The organism is Thermococcus piezophilus (assembly GCF_001647085.1).
GTDB classification, from domain to species: Archaea; Methanobacteriota_B; Thermococci; order Thermococcales; family Thermococcaceae; genus Thermococcus; species Thermococcus piezophilus.
In genome coordinates, this window is record NZ_CP015520.1 from 1,479,233 (window position 1) to 1,504,192 (window position 24,960).

Sequence of the window (24,960 nt, forward strand, 5' to 3'; positions counted from 1 at the left end):
CCCAACACCTCCATAAGTTTGGGGTTAACACCCTAAGGTGGTCTAATATGTGTTGTCAATGACTTTCTATCAGATACGGGTATATATACTTTTCGCTTTCAGACCCTTTCTCTGTTCAAAAAGAGCACGCTGATTGCCGTAAAAATGAAAGGGAGCTTAATTAAATGCCTATAGAGTATTCGCCTTTTGCCGATAATCTCACGGGCTGAGCTTGAACTCGGTGTTCTTTTTCTCCATAATCTGCCTCTTTATGGGTCTGGTAACCAGTTCGTTCACGAATCCGGCCAGATCTGTGAGGACGTTTTGGAGCTCATTGGCAGTAATGTCGATGATTTCGGGCTCCAGCACAGAAATCGCCACAGGAGCATATTTTGCCGTGAGCTGCATGAGGGACTCGAAAGACGAGAGGAGCTCAGCCGCTAAAAGTCCCTTAAATTGACTGTCCTCTTCTTGCCCCTGAACAGCGAGTTTGTTTATCCTGCACCCTTCGATGGTCAGGGCCTTTGCCATAGTCGTTTTTATGGCCTCCTCGCTTTCACCAAAGACCTCTATGACAAAACGATAAAGAATGTTCCTGTCCTCGACGATTAACTCCTCGATTTCCTCTCGGGAATAGTCTATTCTCGGTTCTGGCAAATCGTCGAGTTTGGGGTAAACCGCCAGACCGCCGAACTTCTGCATGAGCTTACCCATGAAGAGAGAAACCTCTCCCAGGATCTTCATGAGCGTTTTGGACTCGACCTCGACCTTTCCGGGCCCAAGCACCTCTACAACTGCCGGTGAGTATTTGAGGGTTAACCGTACTATGTTTCCCAGATCACCGGAGAACTGGGCTTCTATGACTCCGGAATACTTTAGAAAATCCTCATCTTCGTTTTTCAGCACGTCTTCAACGTTTATGTATTTGATCTTGACCCCCTTTTCATCTTTGAGGTTCTTGGCAGTCTCCTCTAAAGCCCTTTCTAAAACTTTCTTGTCGTTGCCTAAGGCTTCTATGTAAAAAATAACCTCGATCTCGGACAATTTCATCACCACATCCAGCTATATTGCTTTTTTAAGTACGTCCCAACTATTGGAATGGGTTCTCCACAATACTTGCACTTCCCGTCCTTCACGTGGTACTCGGTGATTTTGAATCCCCAGCGGACTATTAAAGGTTTGCTGCAACTTGGGCAGTAGGTATGCTCCCCTGTGTGCCCAGGCACGTTGCCGATGTACACGAACTTCAGGCCCTCTTCCTTGGCAATGCGGTATGCCATCTCGATAGTCTCAAGCGGTGTCGGCGGAAGGCTGGCGAGCTTGTAGTGTGGGAAGAAACGCGAGAAGTGGACGGGTGTGTCGTCCCCTAAATGCTCGACTACCCAGCGGGCGAAGGCTCTTATCTCCTCTTCTCTGTCATTGAGTGTTGGACTGATAAGATAAGTCAGCTCAACGTGAATTCCGAGCTCATTCTTAGCTATCTCCGCGATTCTCTTGCTCGGCTCTCCGGAGGGGACGCCCGCTATCTTCATATAGAAGACATCATCGAAGGCCTTGATGTCGATGTTCATGGCATCTATGTGTTTAGCCAGCTCTCTGAACGGCTCCTCGTTAATATATCCGTTTGTGACGAGGATGTTGTTCAAACCTTCTCTCCGCGCTATCTTTGCAGTATCCAGCACAAACTCGTACCAGATTACGGGATCATTGTATGTGTACGCTATGCTCTCACAGCCGTAGCGCTTGGCCAATTCAACTACCTCAGGAGGAGAAACATCCCGTATATATGGGAGGCTCTCATCTGCCTGGCTTATCTCCCAGTTCTGGCAGTGCTTGCAGTGCATGTTGCAGCCGACGGTTCCGATCGAGAATGCGCAGGAACCGGGCCAGAAATGAAAGAGCGGTTTTTTCTCCACTGGATCCATAGCCATCGAAGAAACCTTGCCGTAGTTTAAGGTGTAGAGTTTCCCACCGATGTTCTTCCTTACCCTACACGAGCCGCGCTGCCCCTCATCGATGATGCAGTTGACTGGACAGAGCCTACAGCGAACGCGGTTACCGTCGAGCTTCTCCCAGAACATTGCCTCTCTCATAACTATCACCTCCATCTCACTTAGATATAATTGGAAAGGAAAGTTAATTAGGCTTTCATATACCTCTCGTAGTAGTCTCTCACAAGGAGGAACTCTGCGTTCTGGCTTTTGTAGTAGTCTATAAGCCGGGCGAGGAGCTCAAGGGCTCTATCTCCAGTGTTGAACCTGCAGTCGAACCTTATGGGCTCCTTCTGCATCGGAACGAACTCCCAGGGGTGGGCGAAGTAAACGCGTGGCTCGCTCAGTCTTGGGTGAATGAGCTTCTGGATTCTCCATGGGAGCCTTATAACAGAAGATGTTGTTGACGCGGGAACCTCAAGCACATTCCCAAAGAATCTAACTCCTTCGCGGTAACCCTTGTAAGTTGCCTTGGACGAGTCAACCAGTATACCATTCCTTTCCAGTATCTCATAATAGTAGTTAGGGAACTGCAGGTTGGGGGCCCTGAACGAGACGACATCACCAAACTCCCTTAGGATTTTGAGGGATTTCTCTATCGCGTACCTTCCTTCGCCCTTTGAGAACTTGTCCAGTCTCTCGTGGTTGTAGTTGTGACTTCCAAGCTCATGGCCTTCGTCTATAACGCGCCGCACAAGGTGCGGAAAGCGCCTGGCCATTTCCGCGGTAAAGAAGAAGGTCGCCTTAACGTTCTTCTCGCTTAGAAGGTCGAGAAGCTTCGGCAGGCCTTCCTCCATTCCTTTTGTGGTCGTTAGATAGGGCGGACAATCGTGTTCAACATCAAAGGTTATTGAAACTATCATCCCCTGCTCCCCCGTAATATCCTGTAGAGTATATATCTCCTGTCGGCCCCATCTACAGCATCTAATGTGGTTTTGTAAACATCGAGGAGCTTTTCAAGGACTACCTTCCAGGAGAACTCTTTCTCTACACGTTTTCTGGCTTCTCTGCCTATTCTTTCTATGATATCTCCGTTGGAAATCACTTCAGCGAGCTTCTGGCTGAGCTCCTCCTCACTGTTGCCAAGGAACCCGGTGAGGCCATCTACTATCAGGTCAGAGAGTCCGCTTTCGTTCCGACCAACTATCGCCCGTCCCGTGGCCGAGGCCTCAAGACCCACTATTGGAAATGCCTCCAGCATTCCTGGCATTAAAACAACATCCGCCGCCCAGTATAGTTCTCTAGCCTTCTCCCTTGGCAGGAAATCAAAGAGAACCGTGCGTTCGGCCAAACCGGTTATGTGGAGGTTCTCCTCAAGTTTAGGACGCATAGCTCCGTTCCCAACAGCAATCAGTCGTATCTTGTCCTTACTGAGGCCCGAAAGCTTCAGAGCAGAAGAGATAACGAAAGGAAGCCTGTGGGCCTGTTTCCTCTCGGTCATCCTCCCTATGTAGAGGAGTGCTATCTCATCGGAAAGTCCCAGCATTTCCCTGGTTTTCTCTCTTTCCTCCGGCTCTGGGGGCCGCCACTTTTCGACATCGATGCCATTGGGAACGACCACCACAGGACGCCCGTTCATACTTTTTCCGAGCAGTTTCCTGGTGTCCTCTGCCACGGGTGTGCTCACGGCGATAAAGGAGTCTACCCTCCTAAGGTAGTGCCTCAGCATGGGGCCGAGGATAAAGTCGACCTTGGGGTTTCCGTAGAATGAGTGGTTAGTCGCAACAACTGGAACACCGCGGATGCCCCGCGAGAGGTTGGCGACGGCAATTGAAAGGGGCGAATACATGCTGTGAACATGGGTAATGTCAAAGCCCACCTCTTTATAGAGCTCATTTATCTTCCAAAGCTGGTTTGGGCCGAAGCTGACGTGGTAGTTTTTCAGATACATGGACGCAGAAAACCTCCTGACTGTATAGGGAAAGTTGTCCTTGTAGGGTTTCAGATATCTGTAATCGTGGGTGATCACATAGGGCTCGTGCCCAATTTCGAGGAGATTCCGGGCGAGATCGTCAATGTGAGTCTCGATTCCACCGATTTTAGGAAAAAACCAGTCGGACACTATCGCGATTTTAAGGCTCTCCATACCTCTTTCCCCCCCGACGTTAGAAGAACCACTAGTCCCACGAGGGTGCTGAGCACGTAGGAGACAAAGCGCTCCAGCAGGGTTATGGAAACGGCAAATCCCAGTGGGATCCCGAAGTGAGTAAGAGTTCCAACGAGACCCCCCTCAATGATACCGATGCCTCCCGGAGTGAATGCCACCAGGCCGAGGAGCAGGTTTGCTATGGAAATGACTGCGATCAGGCTCAGACTTAAGTGGAGTCCAAAAGCGAGAGTTATCAGCTTGAGCCTTGCAACATCGAGTATCCAGACGGCCGAGCTCAGAAGAATGCCCATGAGGTTTATATTGTGCCTATTCCTAAGGGAGCGAATGTTTTCCAGCTCTTCCCCGCTTACAGAGGTCCTGAACAGCCTCAGGGAGAGCCTCACAAAGGCTTCCCATTTAATCCATATCGCCGCCACGCCCGCGATCCCTATAATGAACAGCAGTTCGGGTGTTGAGGAGAAATAAAGCATCCCCACCAGGAACAGAACGAAAACTGGGATTGTCTCAAGGATACGCTCGTATACTATGCTCACCATGGATATGCCTGTGGGGATATTGTTCTTTTTACTTATCCACGCGATTCTCAGGAGTTCGCCGCCGCGGCTCATCGGGGTCACGTTGTTCATGAAGATGGAGGCCAAAATTGCCTTCACCAGCTCGAAGAGGGGAGCATCACGCCCCATGCCTCTGAGAACGAGCTTCCAACGGATGGCGTACAGCACGACGCTCACGTAGTAGGTGAGGAGCGCTAGGGTTAAGTAGTGTAGGGGAACTTTTTCTATGAGAGTCACGTACTGTTCTGTTGATACCCCGACATTCTCGAACATACTCCCAACCAGCCTTTACTCACGATGATCGTTTATAAACCTTATCCGAGTTTGAAGGGTAAGGAAGGCGGACGTGGCAGAAGGCTGGTGTTCAGGGCCTCCTGAAGTGTTCCCACCCTAACAGGGGCATTTTCAGTCGTTTTCCGGAGGCAGTAATGAATACCCCAGCCCCTTTGTGTACCGTGCCTATAACCGTAAAATCAGAGCTCAGTTCTTCCAGATTTTGGGGAGGAATAGTGAAGAGCAGCTCGAACTCTTCCCCAGAGGCCAGTGCAATTTCAATGGGATTGGCATTTATAATTGAGGCGACTTCATGAACTTCTTTCCATATCGGCAGGTTTTCCCCGTCGATCTCGATTCTTACGCCGCTCATCTCTGCAAGGAGATGCAACCCCTTGCTCAGTCCGTCGCTGATGTCTATCGCCGAGTTTGCGTACTTACTCAGCTCGATTCCTTCTTTTACCCTCGCTTTTGGTTCGAGCAGCTTTTCGTAGAGGATTTCTCTTGTTTTCCTGTCAATGTCGAGATCGTTCAAATAAATCATGAGGCCCGACAGTGCCCTTCCTATGTCTCCGGTAACGCATACTAAATCGCCTGGCTTTGCTCCACTCCTCCTAAGGAGGCGCTTTGTCGTTCCGAGGGCGATGCCGTCGATTATCAAATCGTCTACCTCGTTGGTGTCTGCGCTCAACACCGGAACGCCGTAGAACTCAAGCGCTTCACCAATTCCTCTCGCAACACCTTCGATGTAGCCCCAATCAATGCCCATTGGCACTCCTAGAGAGAACAAGAATCCGATGGGCCTAGCTCCCATAGCTGCCACGTCGCTCACGTTCATAGTTACGGCTTTGAAGCCGACCTGTTCAGGGGTCATTATATTGGGAACGTCGGTATTTTTCACGAGCATGTCGTTGGTTGCAACCAGCCACTCATCACCGAGCCTTAGTGCTCCTGCATCATCACCGAGTGGCAAATCGCCCTGCTTTCTGAGGTGTTTCATGAAGAGTTCGATGATTTCGCGCTCCATGGGCATCGCACCAAGGTTCGGAAGGGTGGTTATTAGGGTTGCCTTCGGCACCCGCCGAAAGTTGGCTAGACAAAACGAGAAACTTATAAATGAAACCGTGATAATTTGATTAATTTACCCAACTTAGAAGGGAGAATAAGATGTTAAAATATCTGCTGCTTGCGGTGTTTTTTCCAGTGCTGGCGATAGCGCTGACGAAGAAGCTGGGAGAAGACTATGTGTGGATAAACAGGAAGATAATCCACTTCAGCAGTGTTCCTGCAATCCTTATGTTCAGAGAAGGCCTTGTTTCTGGCGTTGAACTTGCTGGTGCCGTCATGGTCTTTGCTATCGCCCAGCTTATAACTCATATAATGAAAAAGGAGCTTAGCTGGTACCAGATAAGGGACAACTACGGCGAGGTCTTTTACTGCATCATGTTCAGCGCCATGGCGGTCTTTATGGATGTCAACTACGCCTCCGCGATAATGCTTGTGATGGCCATCAGCGATGGTATCACTGGTGTGTTCAGGTTCTACTATTTCAAAAAGAACGGCTTCAACGTCAAGCTCAGGAAGCACTGGATCGGCAGCGTGGGGTACATCCTCAGCGCTCTCATCATAGCCTTTGTAATGCTGCCTGATCTGAACGTTGTTATGAAGTTTGCTTGGTCCGGCATACTGATGCTCGCCGAGTATCAGAAAGTCATCGATGATAACATTGCCGTTCCAGTAGTTGCGGTTCTGATAAAGCCCCTCTTTGTGCTTTGATTTCTTATTTATTCAAAAATTTCATCAGCGAAGTCTGCTTCGGCTTGTATTCTTCCTTCGGCACTTTCACCTCAACGCTCTCCAACTCGTCTATTCTAGCCTTTTTTATTTCCTCGGGCAGGTTTATCTCTCCGTACTTTCCGCCTCCGCCTGGAATCACTATCAGCTTGCCCTTCCTGTAGGCCCAGACCGCTTTTGCCACCTCCTCGTGAACCTCCGCGAGACTCTCGATAGGCACGTCAACAAGGACTTCAATCTCGCTTCCAAACTCCTTCAAAAAGCGCTCCCAGATGGCCTTCACGGCCTTTGTCTCAACACCTTTGCCGATTACCATCGCTATTATCTCAGCCAGAGGGGCAAGTCTCAGGTAGGGCGGCCTGTCTTTGGGCCTTTCTTTTGTATCTGCCAGCTCGAGAATTCTGTCGTGGACACCCTTCTTTATCCTCCCTCCGCACTTGGGGCACTTCCATTTGAAGGCCTTGGCTTCCTCTGGTGAATACTTAGCGTAGCAGCGGGAACAGGCGGTTAGATGGTACTTTCCGAGCCTCGGGTCAAGCCCTGCGTTGAGGACTATCCTCCTTCCTCCGCGCTTCAGAAGGGCTTTCCTGACCTCGTCAAAGGTCGCCTCGTTGATATCGAAGCGGTTGAACTCCCTTCCAAGGCGGTGGGGCATCGGCGAGTGGGCATCCGAATTGCTAAGGTAGGTGAGCCTGTGATGGGCTTTTATTCTATCTGCCATCTCAGAATCAGCGGAAAGGCCGAGCTCGAGGAAGTGGATTTTGGCCCCCTGATAAGCCTCCTTCAGGCTGTTGTACTCCTTGTAGAGTGCTGTCCAGGGTGTGAAGGCGTGGGCAGGACCGATCAGGACACCAAGATCGTTGGCAAGGTCCGCTATCTCCGCCGCCGAAAGGCTTACGTGGGGGCGACCTTCCGTATCTATATCGTTGGAATAAGGTTTAAGCAGCTCCCTCATCTCGTGGACGGCTCCAATGTTTGGAAAGATAAGAGCGTGGTGGACTCTCTTATTGTCCTCGACCTCCGTCGTGAGCAGGAAACGTATCCCGTTCCTTTCGTAGGTTCCTTCATCAGCTTTCTCTGCGTATCTGAGTAGCTCTTCCTCCCATTTCGGGTTGAGTATGTCGCCGGTTCCGACAATTCCAAGCCCCTTGAACTTCGCGTTCTCCGCGAGCATTGGAATCGTCATAAGCTTTGAAACCGCCTTCGAGTAGCGGGAGTGGATGTGGAGGTCAGCGTCAACCAGCATGAAACCACCTCAGTCTATGTACATACCCTCCAGTCCGCGGTAGTAGGCGCGGTATATGTCCCTTTTGGTGACGACTCCGACGAGCTTCCGGTTCTGAGGACTCTCAACCACCGGCAAAAGGTTCCGATCGTGGGCCATCAGCTTCTCAAAGGCATCTTCCGCTGTTTCCGTTGGATATGTAACACCGTAGGCCCTGTTCGTGAAGCGCTTCACGCGCATTCTCTTGAGGGAAATCGGCTTCTTCAGAATGTCCTTTATCCCAATGACACCAACAACCTCGAGATTGTCATTAACGACGGGGAAGCAGTCGTGGCCGGTTTCACCTATCAGGTGCTCGACGTAGAGGAGTGTCTGGTTCTCGTGGACGTAAACGGGCTCGCGCGTCATTATCTCGCTGACCGAGATGGTTTCGAGGATTATCGGCCTTCCTGTTCTGACGCGGTACCCTTTCCTGCGGAGCTTAAGTGTGTATATGGACTCTCCCCTGAGGAAGAACCTCGCGGTCAGGAAGCCTATCGTCGCGGAGGTCATTACAGGGGGCAGGACGGCGTAGCTCCTCGTTAGCTCGGTCACCATGAGTATCTGCGTCAGTGGCGCCTGCGTCATCCCACTGAAGAAGGCAGCCATTCCAGCGAGGGCGTAAACGGTGGGATTTGGCTCCAGCGCTGGCAGGATTAGTTTTACCAGCTGGCCGAAGGCGGCGCCGAACATCGTCCCAATGTAGAGACTCGGCGCGAAAACACCGCCGCTCTGGCCAGAGCCTATGGTCAGTGCAGTTGCAAGCATCTTTGTGAGCCCGAGGACTATGAGGAGCCATGTCGCCAGCTCGCCGTAGAAGGCCATCCTCATGCCCCCGTAGCCTATGCCGAATATCCCGTGAGCTGGAAAGAGCATTCCAAGGAAGCCAACGCCAATGCCGCCGATGAGGGGCTTTGAGAGTTCGGGGAGCTTCGACTCACTGAACCTGTCAACAGCGGAGTAGAGGAAGCGGGCGTAGAATGCTGCAAGGAGGCCGAGGAGGAGCCCTAGGAAGAAGAAGAGCGGCAGTTCTGGGAGTGTGTAACCTATCTTGTCGGGAATGTCTATTTCAACCGCCCTGTTGAGCACCGCCAGAGTGACCGCGTTGCCTGTTACGGCCGCTATAAAGATTGGCACTAGGTTTATCGAGAACGCCCCCATGTAAACAACCTCAATGGCGAACATAGCTCCCGCAAGAGGCGTATTGAAGGCCCCTGCTATTCCCGCGGCTAAGCCGCAGGTGATGAGGAGCTTCCTCATTTCCTTTGAGAGATGGAATCTGCGAGCGAGGACAGAGGTAAGCGAGGCCCCAATGAATCCTATTGGGCCTTCCCTTCCTACGCTTCCGCCTGAGCCAATTGTTATCGCCGTTGCGACGGTCTTGATGACTGCAAAGGCTCCATGGATGTTGCCGCCCTTGAAGATCACAGCCTCTATGACTTCGGGAATACCGTTGCCTTTTATGTCGGGGTATTTAACGATGAAGAAGCTAACTACGAGGGCTCCCAGGGTTGGTAGGAGGATGTAGCCCAGGTTGAAGTCTCCCACCTGGTATGACACCTTCGGCAGCAACCAGACAAAGAAAAACTTGTGAACGAGCCCGATTAGAATCCTGAATGTAATCGCTCCGATACCCCCAGCTAAGCCAGCGAGTATCGAGAATGTTATTATACCTCCCCACTTCTTGATGTAGCGCCCGTTTTCCGAGGCCATCAATGATAGTAAGTATCTCCAATAAAAAGCTTAAGCTTTTATACCTCCTCGAGAACTCTCTTCGGTGGAAACTATGAAAGTTGAAGGATTTGTCGCTTCCCTCAGAAACGCGGAAACCATATGTGAGCTGTTCAAGATACTCCAGGAGAAGGGAGCGCCAATAGTTGAGCTCGACGGCCAGAGATTTCTGATAGTCGTCGAAGGGGACTTCGAGGGGAGAAAGTTCTGGACCGAGATAAACGGCGAAAAAGCTAATCAGGCTCTAGGAGATGCCATGCTCAACTCCTCGAGCTTCCCCTTCAAGTGCAAGCGCCCGTACACGGGCGGAAACGTCATCTTCGTGAACTTTGACGACATCGAGGTCGATGACTTCCTCGTCGCCTACCGTGAGGAGGAATACGGCGTCTTCTACCTCGTGAAAGGTGGAAAGGCCGAGGAGATAACCGCTGAGGAATATGGGAAGCTCAAGACCGAGACGCCTGAGTTCAAGATAAAGTCTATGAGCAAAGAGCAGATGGATATGATGGGAGCCTTCTTCGGCTGAAAAATTTGAAGGCTCAAGAAGAGCCTTTAATTTCCTTTATCTTTCTATGCGTCGTTTGTACCCTCTCGGCCTTTTGGGCTGCCTTGATGTTTCTGGCCTCTTCTATCTCTCTCTTGAAGGCCCACTTTAGGAGAGGCGGTGTTATGAGTACTGAGACGGTTATGAATATCAGCGTGGCCGCTATGAACTCTGGTGCATGCTGCTGGCTTATTGCCCCTCCATGTATCGCCACCATCAGGTCAACAAGCGCCACTTCGGTTCTGGGGACGGAGCCAATTCCCATCTGGAGGGACATCCAGAAGTTCTCTCTGGTAAGGAGGAACTTCCTTCCGCGGCCCCAGGCGGTAATCCATGCTCCGATGCCCCTACCGAAGATCTTTCCGAAGACTGCAACGGTAGTGAGAACAGCGGCGAGAACGAGGGCCCGGGTGTTTTCGAAGACTGTAAGATTTAGCATTGCTCCCGTGTGAACGAAGAAGAACGGTATGAGAAGGCCGTAGCCTATGGCCCTAACGTCCTCCATCAGGCGCTTTCCTTCTGGGAGCTTTGAGAGGACGAGTCCCATCATAAAAGCTCCTTCGATTGCAGCTGCGAACCAGCCTTCTGCCAAAGCCGCGAAGAGGAACATCACGCCAAGAACCATTCCGAGAATGCCCTTCTCGACGTGCAGCTTTTCCGCGAACTTGATGTAGTAGTCAACGAGGAACCACCAGATAACGCCTGTTATTATGAAGAAGGCCACAATCTTAGCGCTCAACTCAATAAGACCGCCCGTTCCGACTGCGAAGATTATCAGCGCTATGCCAAGGAAGTCGTCCATCACGCTCGCGCTCAGCGATGCCGCTCCGACTTCACTCTTCAGCACGCCCAAGTCCATCATTACACGGACGGTGAGACCTACGCTCGTGGCCGTGAGCAGAACGCCGCCTGCGAAGGCCTCCCTGCTGTCGTAGCCCATCCCCATGAGGGCAAACCAGCCAAGGACGAGCGGGATGAAGACGCCAAGAAGAGTCGAAACCGTGGCGGTGAGGCCCGTCTTCTTCAGCTGCTCGAGGTCTGCATCGAGGGCGCCGAGGAAGAGCAAAAATATTATACCCAGCTTGGCGAGGAAGTTGGAGACGACTGTCAGGTCTGTGGTGAATCCCTCGCCGCTGACTATTGGGATGTACTGGGGGGCAACTATGCCGAAGTAGACGAGGTTTCCGAGAATCATTCCCATGAGCAGCTCTCCGAGGACTCCTGGTAGTTCATAACGCTCGATTATGCTGTCTCCTATCTTCGCCAAGATGAGCGAGAGACCTACCGCGAACAGCAGCCATGTCACTGTTTCCATTGGGCACCACCTACCCTGAGCAGTCTAAGTAGCTCGTCAATCAGTATGCGAATGCTCACTTCCCCGACCAGCTTTCCGTCCTTTACTACAGCCAGCACCTGAATCCTGTACTTGCGCATCTTCATGAGAGCTTCAAGTACCGTCGTGTCTTCCTCTATAGTGAGCACGTGCCTCTCGGCTATATCCTCTGCCTTCGCCGCCCCGCCCAGCATAGAGCGCATCGTCCTGCTGGTCATTCCGAGCTTGAACTTATGGGCTTCTGGCGGCAGGAGTACATCTATCACATCGATGTAGCGGATGACACCTACTAGTTTCATGCTCTCCTTGTTCTCGACGACCCAGACGTGGTGCCTTGTCCTCAGTATCTTGAGTACGCTTATCAGATCAGCATCAGCGGTAACGACTGGCATGGTTTCAGACGTGGGCATTATATCGGTCAGCTTGAGTGAGTGAAACTTCTCGAGGGCTGACTCTACGCTCATGACCACCACCCATTCTGAAAGATGAAAAAGTTCTATTTAAGGCTTTGTGAGTCTGGGAGGGCATTGGAGAAACGTTTAGGACATTGTACCAAAAACAACTAAAGTTTCACCGCTTCCTCAACCAGCAGGAACTGGCAGGAGAGCCTTTTGGCACCATATTCGACATGCTTATTAATTTCAACGGTAAACAAACAGGCTGGAGGAATCAAAATGACAGTAACAGATGCCGAGACCGTTAATCGTAACTGAGTCCATTTTCAACGATTCGCTTGGCATAATCTTCACTTCCGTCGACGGGGCTCTGTTCGTTCCTGAGGCATCGCTACGTTGGCATTTTACCCCGCCGCGGTGCTTTTCTTCCTATGGGATGTTCATAGTCATTGGCGTGGCACTTAGAATAGTCTGCTACAAAATCCTCAAACGGGCGAGGGTAATGAACTTCCCGGAGGTCGTTATATTCTCCCTCGCGCTGGCCTTCGGGGGTTTCCTTCTTAGCGAGTTTGTCCAGGCCGTGGGCTATCTCGTGGCGACTGTTACAGGTATATCCCGGGGCACTGTTGGCAGCTTGGCTTGTTCTCAAAAAAAGAAATCAAATGTCTCTCCCCATTGCCCCGATGAAGTAAAAAAGCAGCTTTGCTGCGGTGAGGGCAGTCACATCTCCCAGTTCCGTTCCTGCAACCTCTGTTATGTCGAAGCCGGTTATCTTCTTGTTCTCGACGAGCCATTCGAGGGCCTCGATAACCTCCCAGAACCTCAGGCCACCAGCCTCGGGCGTGCCAGTGCTCGGAACCATCGAGAGGTCAAATACATCGATGTCCACCGAGAGATAAACCGGCTCCGGGAGGGGTTTAACCAGCTCCACGAAGGCATCGAAGGAGTAATCCCTCGCGTGAACCCAGGTGATGCTTTTCTCCTCGGCGTATTCCACCTCTTCTCTTGTTCCGCTCCTCACTCCGAAGATGGCCTCTCTAATCCCGAGCTCGGAAATCCTTCTCGCCACACACGCGTGGTTGTAGAGGTTGTCTTCATACTGGTCACGGAGGTCGAGATGTGCATCGAACACGACGTAGCTGGCAGGCTTGAGGGCCTCGACAGGACCGAGGGTTATCGAGTGCTCGCCGCCAAGGGTTATTGGTATTGCGTCGGGGTTAGTCCTCTTTAGCTCTTCGATGATTTCTCTCACCCTTTTCGCTGTGCCCTTGGCATCGCCGGCAATGACTGCTATGTCTCCAATATCCGCTATGGGGAGCTCGGCTATGTCTATGCCGTAGTCTAGAATGTAGCTCTCGAGGTTGAGCGTTGCCTGCCTGATGAGCGTTGGGCCGAATCTGGTTCCAGGCTTGTAGGAGGTTGTTCCATCGAAGGGGACTCCAAGAATTACGAACTTGGCATTTTCCGGCCCGACGAGGGGAAACTCGAGTTTGAGGGTGTCGTAGGTGTGGAGGAATTCCACGGTCTCACCTCTGGAGAAAATTGAGCGACCCGTTTAAAAGGTTGTGCAGAAGGGAAGTAGAGGCGAAAGAAAAATCACTCGCCCTTTAGCTTCATTATCTTGATCCTGCCTAGGGTCTCCCAGTACTCGACGTTGATGCCCTCCTTGAGATGGTCCTTGACCTCGTCAGCGACGCCGGTCTCTATTGGGACATCGTAGAGCGCGTAGGTCTCCATATCCATGATCTGGACGGTGTCTGGGGTCATGGCGATGATCTGGGCGGTCCTCTTGTCGATTATCGGAACGTCAACCTCTGCGCTGGTGGGCTTGACGATGCTCCTGACCTTGCCGTCGAAGATGCCAACAGCTTCAATCCTCGCCTTGGCGGAGCCGTGCTTACCTGGGGAGGAAACGGTTATGTTCGCTATTCTGCAGGGCTCACCGTCGAGGAGGATGTACCTTCCAGGCTTGAGCTTGCTAACCTGAACCTTAGTCTTGTCTCCCATTTTTCAGACCTCCATAAGCGTTCTAAAGGGGATTAGGAAGGGACTTTAAAAAATTTTTGAATAGGAAAGAAAACGGAGAAACATCAACGCCTGCCTTTTATCAGCATGCCATTCATAAGCATCGGCACAAAGAGAACGAGGCTGAGCAGTGCGCCTATCTTCACCGTAGTCAAAGATGTCCTGAAGGTGTAGTAGAGGGTCACCAGACCACCTAATAAGAGCAGGAGTATCACTGCCGCCACGGCTCCTTTGTTGTGGGCCAACTCGGAGGACAGGAGTGGATAAGCCTCTGCTGCAGCTATGAGGGCACCAACACTGAAGGGCACAACTACGAACATCATTCTGATATCACTGACCATCATGAGGCTGGCTATTATCATGCCAATTAATGAAACAATGGCAAGGCTCCTGCTCCTGTCGAGCTGTATGACCTCTGAAAGTATCTGGCTGCCCATCTCGATAAGGAGTATGATGGTTGTTAGGCCTGCGAAGTACAGTGAAAGCATGAGCAGGTAGATTAACCTGTCAGCATTTGCTATGTTGCCCTTGAGGACCTCGGGGATCGAGTAGAAGACCTCAATCGAGTCTATCGGGCTCCTGGTGCTGTCGGTGGCATACTCCTTGAGGTCTGTGAACTTGAGGAAGAGATTCATGGACTCCTCTGATGGGATATTGGGATTGTGGAAACTCCTATCGAATCCCTGATAGGCTGCACCGAGGGAGTAAGCAACGGTGAATGCTGCGGCAAAACTGAGTACTATTTGGAGTATGAACACTATGCCCAGAACCTTCCTCAGGTCAAGCTCCTCGGGAGTAAAGCTGCCCACCACGTAGTAGACTCCCGCGCCAAGGCCGAAGGAGATGAGCACTGAAACAAGCATGTAAAGAACTCCTTTGAACGTCAGGGGTTGGTCAAAGGAAGTTATTGATGAAACTGCTCTCTCCATGTACTGAACAGCATGTGGGGTGGTAACAGTGCTCAGGGCCTGGTTCCTAATAAGAACCGCTGAGATTATGGCGAAGAGCAAGAAGATTATGGATATAACAGAAATGAACTCAAGGGTCCTGCCCTTGGCCATGAGTAAAAGTACTGCGGAGATTAGAACCGTTACAACCCCCAAGATGGGAACGTAGCTCGCGTCAAGTCCGAAGATGTATATGAGGCTGTAGGAGGTGTAGTATGTTGTTAAACCGAGCATTATCAGCAGGAACATTATCAGGGTGAATATCAGAGCGGGTGTCCTCGCTATCTTAAAGAACAGCTCATAGATTAGATACCTTGTCCTTTTAGTGCTCTCGGCTTCACTGTAGATCAGGAACAGGGCTATCAGCATTGGAATCAGCGAAACCAAAAAGCCCTTCAGTCCGAAGGTTATGTAATACTTCGGCAGAACCAGGAAGTTCCAGATTCCAAGAATGTACCCGGTTATTAAGAACGCCATAAGGACGCTTATTTTTCTCATTGAGATACACCTCCACAAAGGCTGTTTCTAAGAATGAGCTAAGAGGAAAGAAATATAAAAACATTGTGCTGTTTTCTTATCTGAATTTAGAAAACCCAATGTTCAAAGTTGGTAATTACCTCGTTTACAACCGTCCATGCCATCAGTGGGGCTTTGTAAATGCTTATTTTTTTCCCTAAGATTTCACTTCTGAAGTCCCCGTGAGAGAATCCACCGACAACCACAAGGGGTTCATGGATTTCGGCAAGGGTTTTCCCGAATTCCTGGGGCTTCAGGAGCTCCCCGTTTTCGTGCATGATAAAAACGCCGTCTGGTTTAATCTCGTCGATGAGCTCTTTGAGGCCCTTCTTTTCCATCCTGAGGAGCTCCAAGTCTCTCGGCACGACACGGTTCTTAAAAAGGCTCTCCATCAGGCCAACGAAGCGGTTGTAATTCCTTGGAATCCTAGTCTCAGGTTTTATGTAAATCACTTCGTCGTTCCTCGTGTGAACGTAAACCCTCAGCAGGCCCTTCTTGTCTGCTATGCTTTCGAGGGCATTGAGAAGGCAGATGTGTACTATGTCCGGCCTTCCCCGTCTCTCACCGTCTTCAAGTTTTTTCAGTGCCGTATGGTGGTAAGTGCTGTCCAGGAGCACTTCCTCTGGCCTCTTGCCTTTTCTCCTGGCGTAGTTCACCACCACTGGATGGTTCCTTATGCTCTTCGGAACAAGCTCTAGCTCCGAGTCAGCTATCACCAGGTGGAGCATCCTCCCACCTCTCAATAGTTATTCCCCTATCTATGAGCTCCTCGGTTATCCTTGTGAAAGTGTCTATCCTCATTCCGAGTATCTCGGGGGGTATGATTCCGAAAATGCAGCCCTTCTCGGCAACAAGACGCGCTATTATCGCCGCTGTGAAGCCAGTAACTCTAGCCATCGATGTGAAGCCGCCCCTTTCCTCGTCGTAGAGGAAGTAGCCGATCTCTTTATCCTCTTCATCAAGTGTGCCCTGCCCAACAACCTCCATTATCGAGAAATCCGAGCTCTTGTAGATCATGAGAGGCGTGATGACCTCAAGCGTCTTATCGACGTGCTCGGGTTTAAAGAATCCCAGCTCCCTAAGAACGCGCATCTTTTCGAGGTGTCCGGGCCAGCGCAGTGTCCACTCCTCAAGCTTTTCTGCCTTGACGCTTTCAAGCAATGAGCGGAGGCCATCACTCACGAATGACTCGAACTCAAAATCCCCAACCTGAACGTGCTCGAGCCTCTCAAATGGATCAACTGAGATGACCTTGCCGTTCCTGATGACTCGTGCGGGCCTCGTGTATTCCTCTATCAGATCATAGGGTGACCAGGTGATGAGATAGTAGAGCGGTGGCCTCGGCTCTTTCGGCAGGCCTCCGACGTAGATGCGGCCTTCTCTGAGCTCGTCAATTTCTTGCCATATCCTCCCCATGAAGATGTGGCTCAGTCCCGGTGCAAAGCCGGCATCAAAGATAATTGTTAACTGAGCTTTTTCAGCCTCGTCGCGGAGTTTCAGCGGGTTCTCCGGCATGAAGGAGACATCCACCATGTCAACGCCCGCCTTTATTGCCGCCTTTATCGAGCGGTATCCGAACCTTCCCGGCAGGCACCGATGACAAGTTCAAACTCCCTCATAGTCTCAACGAGAGAATCAAAGTCTGAAGCATCGACTTTTATCGTCTCGGCAAAATCCCTGACGGAGTTTAGCCTATCCTGACTTCTGTCTCCGACCCATACCTCGAATTCATCCTTTAAGTCCCAAGCTATTGCCTTTCCAACGTTTCCGGCTCCCAGAATGAGCACCTTCACGATAACACCCATAAGAAACTTGAGAGCAAGATATATAAGGTCTGCTCCTACTTCATTCAATGCAGATTAAACTGCCCCTGTTCAGAAAGAGAGTCCTGGAACTATTGGCCTCCTCTGACGAGACAAAAGTCATGCACATAAGCGATACTCCAGAGAGCTCCTACCGCTTCATAGAGGGACTCATTGAGAAGGTTAGACTTGACTATGTAATCCATACTGGGGATTTGGCCGACAATATAAAACTCGAGAGGAAGCCGCATCTTAGGCGTCGCTACAAGGGGGCCCTGAGAAAGCTCGCGAGGATGTTCGGCGGGTTCAATGCGCGAATATACATTGTTCCTGGTAACGAGGACGACTTGGAGATGTTGCGGGAGTTCTTTGGTGAGAACCTCGTCGAACCCGGGAGCGTTGTGGATATAGAGGGTACCCGCTTTGCTCTCGGGCACACGTGGAAGGACGTTGTCGATCTCGATGCGGACTTCAAGCTCTACGGCCACAACTTCAAGCTCATTGAGAGGGGCCTGAACGGTGTTCTTGGGGTAAACTTCGTCCTCCTTCCGAGCAGGAGAACCTATAGGGTCAAGTATCCTCCCGGGACCGACTTTGAGAGGGGATACAAGATGTGGAGGGGTATGTAATGCGCGTTCTGAGGTTTGGGCCATCTATAGTGTTCTTGAGAACTAAAGAGGTGGAAACCGTCAAGGCCAAGCTGATGGAGATTTTTGGCGTTCATGAGATACCTGCCAACGATGCCATACGCGAAAGTAATGAGTTTGAGACGATAGTCTTCGTCACTGATGAGTGGGAGAAAGAAACTATTCCACTGGAGATGGCCTTCTTGATCAACAAACACGCTCCCATAGTACTGAGCGAAATTATCAACGAGAGGATGCCGATTGAGAAGGTCCATATCAAGGGCACCATGATAATGATACGAATCCCTACAAGGGTCGATGAGGGGATTAAGCTTCTCGCCGAGAAGTATAGTGGGGAAGTGATGGACATAAGGACGGCTCTCGATGAGAGCGAGGCAGCTGATACTATAATAGCAATTACCGAGAAGAAGCTCAACTGTCCCATCGGGCCAGAGGACATAAAAGGGGCTGTGCTTCTCCACAGGGACTTTCTCGACGTTTACAGAGAACTCAGTACAGACGCCCCCATACTCCTCACAAAGCTGATGCCGGAGTGGAAGGAGCTGACCATAAAGGTATACGACACCGATAAGCGCTACGACGAAAACATAGAGAGGCTCATGATGGTTATAGAAGACCTGGATCTCGGTTTCATAGTTGGTGAGGGCTGGGACTGGGACTATCCGAGGCCATTTATGCGCGTTCCGGTTTACAAGCTGAAGCTTCTGACGTGGGAAGACCCAATGAGGGTCAAGTTCTTCCTTAAGGGTCTCGAGTACGTGGGCTACAAGAGGCTGTGCGACATAGACGTCTTCGTTGAAGGCAAAAGGATAAGCTGGGTAAGTGTTTCAAAGGGCTTGGAGAAGTTCGAACTCGCAAAAAAAGCAAGGGAAGAACTTGAATCTTTGCTTAGCGAGGAATCCAGAGAGAGACTTAAGAACCTTGATGAGATGCTGTCTCGGTAACGTAGTCCGGGGGCACAAGTATCTCGGCTCCCTGTTCTTCTGGATTTATGCTCTTCTTGATTCTTATCAGTAAGCCCCTGGAACACTCCACCGGGACAATCCTTATGGATAGCTCCCATAGCTGAGCCCTAGCACGCTCGCTGATTAGACTGGGGTTGATGAAGTAAATCGCAATTCTTTGTGGGATGTTGAGGAAGGATCTAAGCAGATCCATAAAAACATCTCATCCCTGCTCCCTGTGCTACTCTTCACGATGAGTTTCTCCAAGCCAAGGACAAGCAGCACAGTTTCCGGATGAGAGTTAAGGTATCTGTAGAATGTGTCCTGGTACTTTCTAATATAAAACCCTCTCGTCGTGAGACACGTCAATGTGTGCTATCAGATTCCCTATCCGTATCATCCCCCACCCTTTATGACGTCTAACTTGTCTAGGTCAAGGTCAATGCCGACACTCTTGAGATCCTGGACAACGATGGCCAGTCTGTCAAAGCCGTCCAGAACCAGGACGTTCATACCCCTCTCTCGCGCTGACTTGAGGGCCCCATAAAAGACAGGATAAAGGGGAGAACGCGATGATATCTCGACGGTTACTGTTTCCCCAGTCTGAACGACTTCACGAAGTCGTTGAAATCTTTCATGGAACTACTCCAAACCAACGAACCTTGGGTGGACATGCTTGAGAATCTCGGCCTTATTTCCTCCATCCTTGAGCTCAACGATGATTGGAATATAGAACTCCAACTTCTCGAAAGTCTCAGGCTTCAGTACTCCGGCGTTGGCGAAGACAACGCTGCGGAATTCCTTTGTAATGCGGTTTTTCATAATAATCTCAATGAAGAACCTGCTCAGGTAATAGGGATTGCTCTCCTAGATTGAGAGGAATTTTCCAGCTCCAAGGAAGAAAATCATGGTTCTTGGCGTTGCGATATCTTTTATTTTCCTGGACAACTCTTGAGTAAGGATGGACACATCATTAAATGGGCTGATAGTTGCTACGACCTTTCCTTCTTGGGCGAGCCTCCGATCCATACAGTTGGTAAATTCTTCAGGAAAGTGACGTCTCTGCCGCTGAATTTGAGCATTGTCGTGAAAACGTGAAACGTGCTGAACGCGTCTACAATAATCCCGTTCACTCCCTCGTCAAGGACATGCTTGACGGCACTGTAAAACAAGAGCTCGGATGGTCGGTTAGGAAATACCTGATTTAGAACCATGTCTCCCATAGTAAAGGTTTCCAGAAACTGGTCCATTCCCAATTCCATGGGTAACCCTTCCCCGACTTTATCTTAGGATCTGCAGATAAAAACTTTCCTTAGAGTTTTCTAATTTTGGCCACAAAGAAGCCGCTCGTTCTGTGTCTATCAGGATAGAAACGCCTCGCGTTTCTTATCTCATCGCTCAGCTCGACGCCGAAGGGAGCGGTTAAAGCCGGCTCCCCGTATCTAAGGGGTAGAAGCTCGACGTCAAAGTTGTCGAGAACCCACTGGATTACGAACTCGTTCTCCTCGGGCTCAAGGGAGCAGGTAGAATAGACCAGAATTCCCCCAGGCTTTAGGTTCTCCAAGGCCACCTTCAGCATCTTTATTTGCAGTCCTTGGCAGAACTTCACATCCTCCATCGTGCGGCTGGTCTTCCGCTCTGGGTTCTTGTGTATCGTCCCCGAGCCAGTGCAGGGAGCATCGAGGAGGATTTTGTTGAACTCTATCCCAAGCTCCCCCATGTGGAGCGAGGACTTATGGATTAAAACCGTGTTGATAACGCCCAAACGTGAGAGGTTCAGGCGAGTCTCCTTCAGGCGTTCCTCGCCGACGTCAAAGGCGTAGATGATGCCTTCGTTTTTCATGAGCTGGGTCATGTAGGAGGTTTTTCCTCCGGGAGCGGCGGCCATGTCAGCTATGACATCCCCTGGCTGTGGCTCCAGAGCAACGGGAGGATACATTGACGAGGCCTCTTGGATGTAGAGCAGCCCGCTCAGGTATTCGGGTGTTGAAGTCATCGAGAATGGTTCTCTGGTTAGGCAGAAGCCTTCCCTCGCCCAGGGCACTCGCCTGAATTGGAAGCCCTTCTTGTTGAGCAGCTTTGTGAGCTGGGACACTTCAATGCGAAGCGTGTTAATCCTAAAGCACCTCGGCAGGGGCTTTTCCATAGCCTCAGCTATTGCCAGAGCTCTCTTGCCCCAGAGCTCGTAATAGCGCTCCGCGAAGGTCTTCGAGTAGCCGAGGCTGAAGAGTTTCTGGAGCATAACTAAAGTTGGAATGGGGATTTTAAACCTTAACCCCTAGAAACAAAGGAAGAAACGGTCAAAAATAGGGGTCACACCTTAATCCCGCCCATAACCAGGGCCATCGCGGACTTCTGGGCGTGTAAGCGGTTCTCGGCCTGGTCGAAGACGACGCTGTTGGGGCTGTCGATGACGTCGTCGGTGACTTCCTCTCCCCTGTGGGCTGGGAGGCAGTGCATGAATATGTAATCCGGCTTGGCGTGCTTGACAAGGTCCTTGTTGACCTGGAATGGCTTGAATCTCCTTCTTCTCTCCTCTGCCTCAGCCTCCTGGCCCATACTGGCCCAGACATCTGTGTAGATGACGTCAGCATCCTTGACGGCCTTGACCGGGTCGTGGAGGAGCTCAAAGGAGCCACCGCTCTCAGCCGCGTTCTGTTCGGCCCACTTGATGACCCTCTCGTCTGGCTCGTAGCCCTCTGGAGTTGCAACGACGACGTGAGCGCCAAGCTTGGTTCCGGCAATCATGAGGGAGTGGGCCACGTTGTTACCATCGCCGACGTAGACAATCTTGAGGCCCGCTATGCGGCCTTTCTTCTCGAGAATGGTCTGGTAATCGGCCAGAGCCTGGCAGGGGTGGGAAAAGTCGCTCAGGCCGTTGATGACCGGAACATCCGCGTACTTGGCGAGGTCGACGACGTCCTGGTGGTCAAAAACACGGGCCATTATTCCGTCGACGTACTTGCTCAGAACGCGGGCGGTATCGGCTATCGTCTCACCGCGCCTGAGTTGCAAATCATTGGCGTTAAGGTAGAGACCGTAACCGCCGAGCTGGTAGATTCCAACCTCAAAGCTTATCCTCGTCCTGGTCGAGGGCTTCTGGAATATCATAGCGAGAGTTTTGCCCTCGAGAACGCGGTGCGGCTTGCCGATCTTGTTCCATATCTTCATCATTTCGGCCGTTTTGAGAATGGTCTCAATCTCCTCCCTCGTAAAGTCCTGGAGGCAGAGAAGGTCTCTTCCGGCTAGGCTAACCACCATGTGCATCACCGCTTAAAGCTGGCGCTCGGTTTTAATAACCCTTTCGTCGAATAAATCTGCTTCCAGCTGAAATCTTTTGAGCATTAACGCTTGGGAGCTTTCTAAACGTAATGGACATCAATGGATTACTTATGCCATCAATGTCTTTCTGATGGAAGTGTATCCAAAAATTTTCGGGGCCATCCTTACCCTGATACCGGGTATCGCCATTGTGGGGTTCGTCTTGAAGATTTTCGCCGTTAAGAACATCTCCGAGGTGACCGGAAGGAAGAAAATCTTCACTAAGTACCTCTGGGGCCATACTCGCGATACTTGACATCATTGTTGCAATGTGGAGCTTCTGGGGAAACACGTTCAGAGCCGGCGGGATGGGTATTCTATGATGAGTTTCGGTGCGATTAGCATAGGCACCATTCTAGCAGCAGGTCTAATGATACTAGGCGTCTGGTTCATGAAGCAGAGCCACGACATGATAGCAGAGGAAACCGGTGTTGGCATGTTCCACACGGTTGCGTTGCTTTACTTCGTTGGCGCCATACTAATGATAGTCATGATTGGGATGCTGCTTATACTGATAGCCGCAATCCTCGAGATAGTGGCCTTCTTCTCCCTCCCGGACGAAGTTCCAGGAAGGGGCGAGGCTTCCCTGGCCATTTAAATTTCCCTTTTATTTTGATATGCAGAGTATTTGGTTCTCTGTTCCCATCGGGTAAACCTAATAAACCTGAAACGGTTTTACCTTCGGTGGCGCTGATGGGGGATGGAATCAAAGTCAAGCTTGTCAATTATACGAAAAAACCTCTGGAAACCGTCACTTGGGCAGCTCTTATAAGCTACTGGGATGAATGGGAGACAGAAGCCTTCGAGCGAATGGGCGAACAGGACGTCACGATGCACCTTCCGAAGATTCTCGGCTATGGCCATGAGTCCATTCTGGAGCATGCGGTTCTAACGTTTTCCATTGAGGGTATATCCAGGATTACCTCGCACCAGCTCGTTCGTCACAGAATAGCAAGCTATACGCAGCAGTCACAGCGCTACATAAAGCTCAACCCCGAGGACGTCGAGGAGACCTTCGTAATCCCCGAGAGCGTTAAGGAAAGGCCAGAGCTCTATGAAAAGTGGAAGGAATTCATGAAAAGGGCGATTGAGCTATACGAGGAGAGTTACAGCGAAGGTGTCCACCAAGAAAATGCTCGCTTCATCCTTCCCCAGGCAGTGAGGACCAAAATCGTCGTAACCATGAACCTTCGCGAGCTAAAGCACTTCCTTGGCCTTAGAGCCTGTGAGCGGGCCCAGTGGGAGATAAGGGATGTCGCCTGGAAGATGCTGGGAGAAATCGCCAAGAACGAAGAGCTGAGGCCGATAATCAGGTGGGCCAAGCTCGGGCCGAGGTGCGTTCAGCTTGGTTACTGTCCTGAAGGAGAGCTCATGCCGCCAGGCTGCTGGAAGAGGACGAGGGAGAAGTGGAAAGAAGTGGCTCTGGGGTGAAATCCCCGTTAAATTTCTTTTACAAGGTCAGCTCTTGGTGGGGGAGCTTATGAGTGATGGGAGGAGGAGTATAACCGACGTTATACGGGAAGAGATAATGAGGGAGCCCTTTGTGGGGAATGCATGAGCTTGGGAATTGTTAACTATAGCGCCCTTGCGAGACTTCTTGCTGAGGAGCTTGATCTGGACTCTTCGATTCCTGCCATTAAAATGGCACTGATAAGGCTCGGCGAAGAGCTCAAAAAAGAAAAATCCCTCCTAGAAGGCAGGGTTAGGGAGGTTATCGGGAACAGCATTATAGAGTTGCAGTCCGATGTGAGCGTGATAACGGTTTCAAAGGAGCGCATTACTGGAGTTATAAAAGATATCTCCGAGATAATGAGTGAGTCACGATTCCTCTAACTGACCCAATGGAGAGAAACATTTACAATCGTTATTGCAAGTGAAGATGAGGAAAAAGTGTGTCAATTGGTAGGAGAAACCGTCAGCATACTGAGGGATCAAACGGCACTCACCATAATAAGCCCAGGGAGAATAATTGAAACTCCTGGTGTAGTGGCCTTCATGACATCGGCACTCTCATCAAACGGGATAAATATAACTCAAGTGATTTCCTGCTACAAAGACACGATCTTTGTAATTGACCGAAAAGACACCCCAAAGGCATACCAAATTCTAGAAGAGCTGATAAGAAGGATGCAGTAAATCGTTCTAAATAAACTGTTTCAAATATAACAAAACTTGACTATTTTAAAATATTTGTTACAGAAAACATAAAAACGTTTCGATTATTCCTCGAGTGCTCCAGTTTCGGGACTTGCAGGATAGCGGACGGTTGCTGGAACTGTAAGGAGGGATGACCATGTCAGACTTTGGAGTGCTTTCACTCTTGCTGCCTCTGGTGGCTATAGGCTTGGCAATACTCACCAAAAGGGTCTTATTCGCTTTGTTTTTTAGAGTGTGGGTTGGTGGATTTCTGGTTGCAGGTGGAGATCAAGTAGGTGCAACCACTGAGACATTGAAGTGGATAATCTTTAACATAGCTTCAGCATGGGAAGAAGACGGCCAGATCATGACAGATCTGTGGAACACTAGAAGAATACTATTGTTCGACGCACTCATTGGTGCCGGTGTTGCACGTATATACAAAGCGGGTGGAATGAACGCCATCGCCAAAGCCGTAACTCGGAAGGTCAAGACCAGCAGGGCCGCTTCATTGATGGCGGCTATCTTTGGTACCATAATATTCTTCGACGACTACACGAACACAATCATTGTCGGAAACACCATGAGGCCCATCACCGACAGGGGCAAGAGTTTCGAGGGAGTTTCTGGCTTACGCTGACGATTCCACCGCCG

The 24,960-nt window shown here is 50.6% G+C and carries 29 protein-coding genes and 2 pseudogenes; 10 read left to right on the forward strand and 21 right to left on the reverse strand.

Annotation, left to right across the window (positions count from 1 at the left end; genetic code table 11):
- Nucleotides 1-198: 198 nt before the first annotated feature.
- The 6 genes from A7C91_RS08080 to A7C91_RS08105 form a co-directional block, all read right to left on the reverse strand.
- A complete protein-coding gene (locus A7C91_RS08080; protein ID WP_068666480.1) occupies nt 199-1,023 on the reverse strand; it encodes a hypothetical protein in 825 nt (274 codons plus the stop codon).
- A 5-nt stretch (nt 1,024-1,028) separates the two neighbouring features.
- Complete coding sequence (gene amrS / locus A7C91_RS08085; RefSeq protein ID WP_068666482.1) at nt 1,029-2,072, reverse strand: AmmeMemoRadiSam system radical SAM enzyme; 1,044 nt, start codon at nt 2,070-2,072, stop codon at nt 1,029-1,031.
- 47 nt (nt 2,073-2,119) lie between these two features.
- Nucleotides 2,120-2,833: a polysaccharide deacetylase family protein gene (locus tag A7C91_RS08090; protein WP_068666484.1), complete on the reverse strand. Its 714-nt coding sequence runs from the start codon at nt 2,831-2,833 to the stop codon at nt 2,120-2,122.
- On the reverse strand, nt 2,830-4,056 hold the full coding sequence (locus A7C91_RS08095) for a glycosyltransferase family 4 protein (RefSeq protein ID WP_068666486.1): 1,227 nt from the start codon (nt 4,054-4,056) through the stop codon (nt 2,830-2,832). The genes A7C91_RS08090 and A7C91_RS08095 overlap by 4 nt, the downstream gene beginning before the upstream one ends.
- Nucleotides 4,032-4,907 carry a lysylphosphatidylglycerol synthase transmembrane domain-containing protein gene (locus tag A7C91_RS08100; RefSeq protein WP_068666488.1) on the reverse strand — a complete coding sequence of 292 codons (876 nt, stop codon included), beginning with the start codon at nt 4,905-4,907 and terminating at the stop codon, nt 4,032-4,034. The genes A7C91_RS08095 and A7C91_RS08100 overlap by 25 nt, the downstream gene beginning before the upstream one ends.
- 91 nt (nt 4,908-4,998) lie before the next feature.
- Complete coding sequence (locus A7C91_RS08105) at nt 4,999-5,934, reverse strand: thiamine-phosphate kinase (RefSeq protein ID WP_068666490.1); 936 nt, start codon at nt 5,932-5,934, stop codon at nt 4,999-5,001.
- 140 nt (nt 5,935-6,074) lie between these two features.
- Here A7C91_RS08105 and A7C91_RS08110 point away from each other — a divergent pair, with 140 nt between their 5' ends.
- Nucleotides 6,075-6,683: a diacylglycerol/polyprenol kinase family protein gene (locus A7C91_RS08110; protein ID WP_068666492.1), complete on the forward strand. Its 609-nt coding sequence runs from the start codon at nt 6,075-6,077 to the stop codon at nt 6,681-6,683.
- A 4-nt stretch (nt 6,684-6,687) separates the two neighbouring features.
- On the opposite strand, the gene A7C91_RS08115 is transcribed toward A7C91_RS08110, so the two are convergent.
- Together A7C91_RS08115 and A7C91_RS08120 are read right to left on the reverse strand one after the other, a co-directional pair.
- On the reverse strand, nt 6,688-7,947 hold the full coding sequence (locus tag A7C91_RS08115; protein WP_068666494.1) for a TIGR00375 family protein: 1,260 nt from the start codon (nt 7,945-7,947) through the stop codon (nt 6,688-6,690).
- Between the two features lie 9 nt (nt 7,948-7,956).
- Nucleotides 7,957-9,678, reverse strand: a complete 1,722-nt coding sequence (locus A7C91_RS08120) for a chloride channel protein (protein WP_068666496.1) — start codon at nt 9,676-9,678, stop codon at nt 7,957-7,959.
- A 73-nt stretch (nt 9,679-9,751) separates the two neighbouring features.
- Between A7C91_RS08120 and A7C91_RS08125 the strand changes: the two genes are divergently transcribed.
- Nucleotides 9,752-10,222 carry a hypothetical protein gene (locus A7C91_RS08125; RefSeq protein ID WP_068666498.1) on the forward strand — a complete coding sequence of 157 codons (471 nt, stop codon included), beginning with the start codon at nt 9,752-9,754 and terminating at the stop codon, nt 10,220-10,222.
- A 13-nt stretch (nt 10,223-10,235) separates the two neighbouring features.
- Here the strand turns inward: A7C91_RS08125 and A7C91_RS08130 are convergent, their stop codons facing one another.
- The 7 genes and pseudogenes from A7C91_RS08130 to A7C91_RS08160 form a co-directional block, all read right to left on the reverse strand.
- The gene (locus tag A7C91_RS08130) at nt 10,236-11,555 is read right to left on the reverse strand and encodes a cation:proton antiporter (protein ID WP_068666500.1); all 1,320 of its coding nucleotides are present in this window, start codon (nt 11,553-11,555) and stop codon (nt 10,236-10,238) included.
- The gene (locus A7C91_RS08135; RefSeq protein ID WP_068666502.1) at nt 11,543-12,037 is read right to left on the reverse strand and encodes a CBS domain-containing protein; all 495 of its coding nucleotides are present in this window, start codon (nt 12,035-12,037) and stop codon (nt 11,543-11,545) included. The genes A7C91_RS08130 and A7C91_RS08135 overlap by 13 nt, the downstream gene beginning before the upstream one ends.
- Nucleotides 12,038-12,626: 589 nt before the next feature.
- On the reverse strand, nt 12,627-13,490 hold the full coding sequence (gene speB, locus A7C91_RS08140) for an agmatinase (RefSeq protein WP_068666504.1): 864 nt from the start codon (nt 13,488-13,490) through the stop codon (nt 12,627-12,629).
- 74 nt (nt 13,491-13,564) lie between these two features.
- Nucleotides 13,565-13,975 (reverse strand): translation initiation factor IF-5A, encoded by a 411-nt coding sequence (locus A7C91_RS08145; RefSeq protein WP_068666506.1) that lies wholly within the window; start codon nt 13,973-13,975, stop codon nt 13,565-13,567.
- A gap of 83 nt (nt 13,976-14,058) precedes the next feature.
- On the reverse strand, nt 14,059-15,438 hold the full coding sequence (locus A7C91_RS08150) for a sodium-dependent transporter (protein WP_068666508.1): 1,380 nt from the start codon (nt 15,436-15,438) through the stop codon (nt 14,059-14,061).
- 86 nt (nt 15,439-15,524) lie between these two features.
- Nucleotides 15,525-16,184 carry a 16S rRNA methyltransferase gene (locus A7C91_RS08155; protein ID WP_068666510.1) on the reverse strand — a complete coding sequence of 220 codons (660 nt, stop codon included), beginning with the start codon at nt 16,182-16,184 and terminating at the stop codon, nt 15,525-15,527.
- A pseudogene (locus tag A7C91_RS08160) lies at nt 16,162-17,249 on the reverse strand (saccharopine dehydrogenase family protein). Before A7C91_RS08160 ends, A7C91_RS08155 begins: the two are co-directional and overlap by 23 nt.
- A 59-nt stretch (nt 17,250-17,308) precedes the next feature.
- Between A7C91_RS08160 and A7C91_RS08165 the strand changes: the two are divergent.
- Together A7C91_RS08165 and A7C91_RS08170 are read left to right on the forward strand one after the other, a co-directional pair.
- Nucleotides 17,309-17,887, forward strand: coding sequence for a metallophosphoesterase family protein (locus A7C91_RS08165; RefSeq protein WP_068666512.1), 579 nt, complete (start codon nt 17,309-17,311; stop codon nt 17,885-17,887).
- Nucleotides 17,887-18,849: a hypothetical protein gene (locus A7C91_RS08170; protein WP_068666514.1), complete on the forward strand. Its 963-nt coding sequence runs from the start codon at nt 17,887-17,889 to the stop codon at nt 18,847-18,849. Before A7C91_RS08165 ends, A7C91_RS08170 begins: the two co-directional genes overlap by 1 nt.
- Here A7C91_RS08170 and A7C91_RS11245 read toward each other — a convergent pair.
- The 6 genes and pseudogenes from A7C91_RS11245 to argF all read right to left on the reverse strand — a co-directional run bounded on the left by A7C91_RS11245 (nt 18,818) and on the right by argF (nt 22,110).
- Nucleotides 18,818-19,063, reverse strand: a complete 246-nt coding sequence (locus A7C91_RS11245; RefSeq protein WP_199920009.1) for a DUF257 family protein — start codon at nt 19,061-19,063, stop codon at nt 18,818-18,820. The two genes, A7C91_RS08170 and A7C91_RS11245, sit on opposite strands and share 32 nt — an antisense overlap.
- A gap of 182 nt (nt 19,064-19,245) precedes the next feature.
- Nucleotides 19,246-19,449: pseudogene (locus A7C91_RS10830) on the reverse strand (DUF257 family protein); the annotation flags it as partial.
- A 42-nt stretch (nt 19,450-19,491) separates the two neighbouring features.
- Nucleotides 19,492-19,671: a hypothetical protein gene (locus A7C91_RS08175; RefSeq protein WP_068666516.1), complete on the reverse strand. Its 180-nt coding sequence runs from the start codon at nt 19,669-19,671 to the stop codon at nt 19,492-19,494.
- A gap of 170 nt (nt 19,672-19,841) precedes the next feature.
- Entirely contained in the window at nt 19,842-20,111 is a 270-nt protein-coding gene (locus A7C91_RS12540; RefSeq protein WP_068666518.1) for a DUF257 family protein, read from the reverse strand.
- Between the two features lie 50 nt (nt 20,112-20,161).
- Nucleotides 20,162-21,091 carry an NOL1/NOP2/sun family putative RNA methylase gene (locus A7C91_RS08185; RefSeq protein ID WP_068666520.1) on the reverse strand — a complete coding sequence of 310 codons (930 nt, stop codon included), beginning with the start codon at nt 21,089-21,091 and terminating at the stop codon, nt 20,162-20,164.
- Between the two features lie 71 nt (nt 21,092-21,162).
- The gene (gene argF, locus A7C91_RS08190; protein ID WP_068666522.1) at nt 21,163-22,110 is read right to left on the reverse strand and encodes an ornithine carbamoyltransferase; all 948 of its coding nucleotides are present in this window, start codon (nt 22,108-22,110) and stop codon (nt 21,163-21,165) included.
- A gap of 151 nt (nt 22,111-22,261) precedes the next feature.
- Here argF and A7C91_RS11890 point away from each other — a divergent pair, with 151 nt between their 5' ends.
- The 6 genes from A7C91_RS11890 to A7C91_RS11910 all read left to right on the forward strand — a co-directional run bounded on the left by A7C91_RS11890 (nt 22,262) and on the right by A7C91_RS11910 (nt 24,946).
- Nucleotides 22,262-22,426: a hypothetical protein gene (locus A7C91_RS11890; protein ID WP_234394343.1), complete on the forward strand. Its 165-nt coding sequence runs from the start codon at nt 22,262-22,264 to the stop codon at nt 22,424-22,426.
- A 66-nt stretch (nt 22,427-22,492) separates the two neighbouring features.
- Nucleotides 22,493-22,768, forward strand: coding sequence for a DUF996 domain-containing protein (locus tag A7C91_RS11895; protein WP_234394344.1), 276 nt, complete (start codon nt 22,493-22,495; stop codon nt 22,766-22,768).
- Nucleotides 22,769-22,863: 95 nt separating this feature from the next.
- Complete coding sequence (gene thyX, locus A7C91_RS08200) at nt 22,864-23,601, forward strand: FAD-dependent thymidylate synthase (RefSeq protein ID WP_068666524.1); 738 nt, start codon at nt 22,864-22,866, stop codon at nt 23,599-23,601.
- Nucleotides 23,602-23,724: 123 nt separating this feature from the next.
- Nucleotides 23,725-24,003 carry a hypothetical protein gene (locus A7C91_RS11900; RefSeq protein WP_234394345.1) on the forward strand — a complete coding sequence of 93 codons (279 nt, stop codon included), beginning with the start codon at nt 23,725-23,727 and terminating at the stop codon, nt 24,001-24,003.
- Between the two features lie 66 nt (nt 24,004-24,069).
- Nucleotides 24,070-24,306 (forward strand): ACT domain-containing protein, encoded by a 237-nt coding sequence (locus A7C91_RS11905; protein WP_234394346.1) that lies wholly within the window; start codon nt 24,070-24,072, stop codon nt 24,304-24,306.
- A 157-nt stretch (nt 24,307-24,463) separates the two neighbouring features.
- The gene (locus A7C91_RS11910) at nt 24,464-24,946 is read left to right on the forward strand and encodes a hypothetical protein (RefSeq protein WP_234394347.1); all 483 of its coding nucleotides are present in this window, start codon (nt 24,464-24,466) and stop codon (nt 24,944-24,946) included.
- The last annotated feature ends 14 nt before the right edge of the window (nt 24,947-24,960 follow it).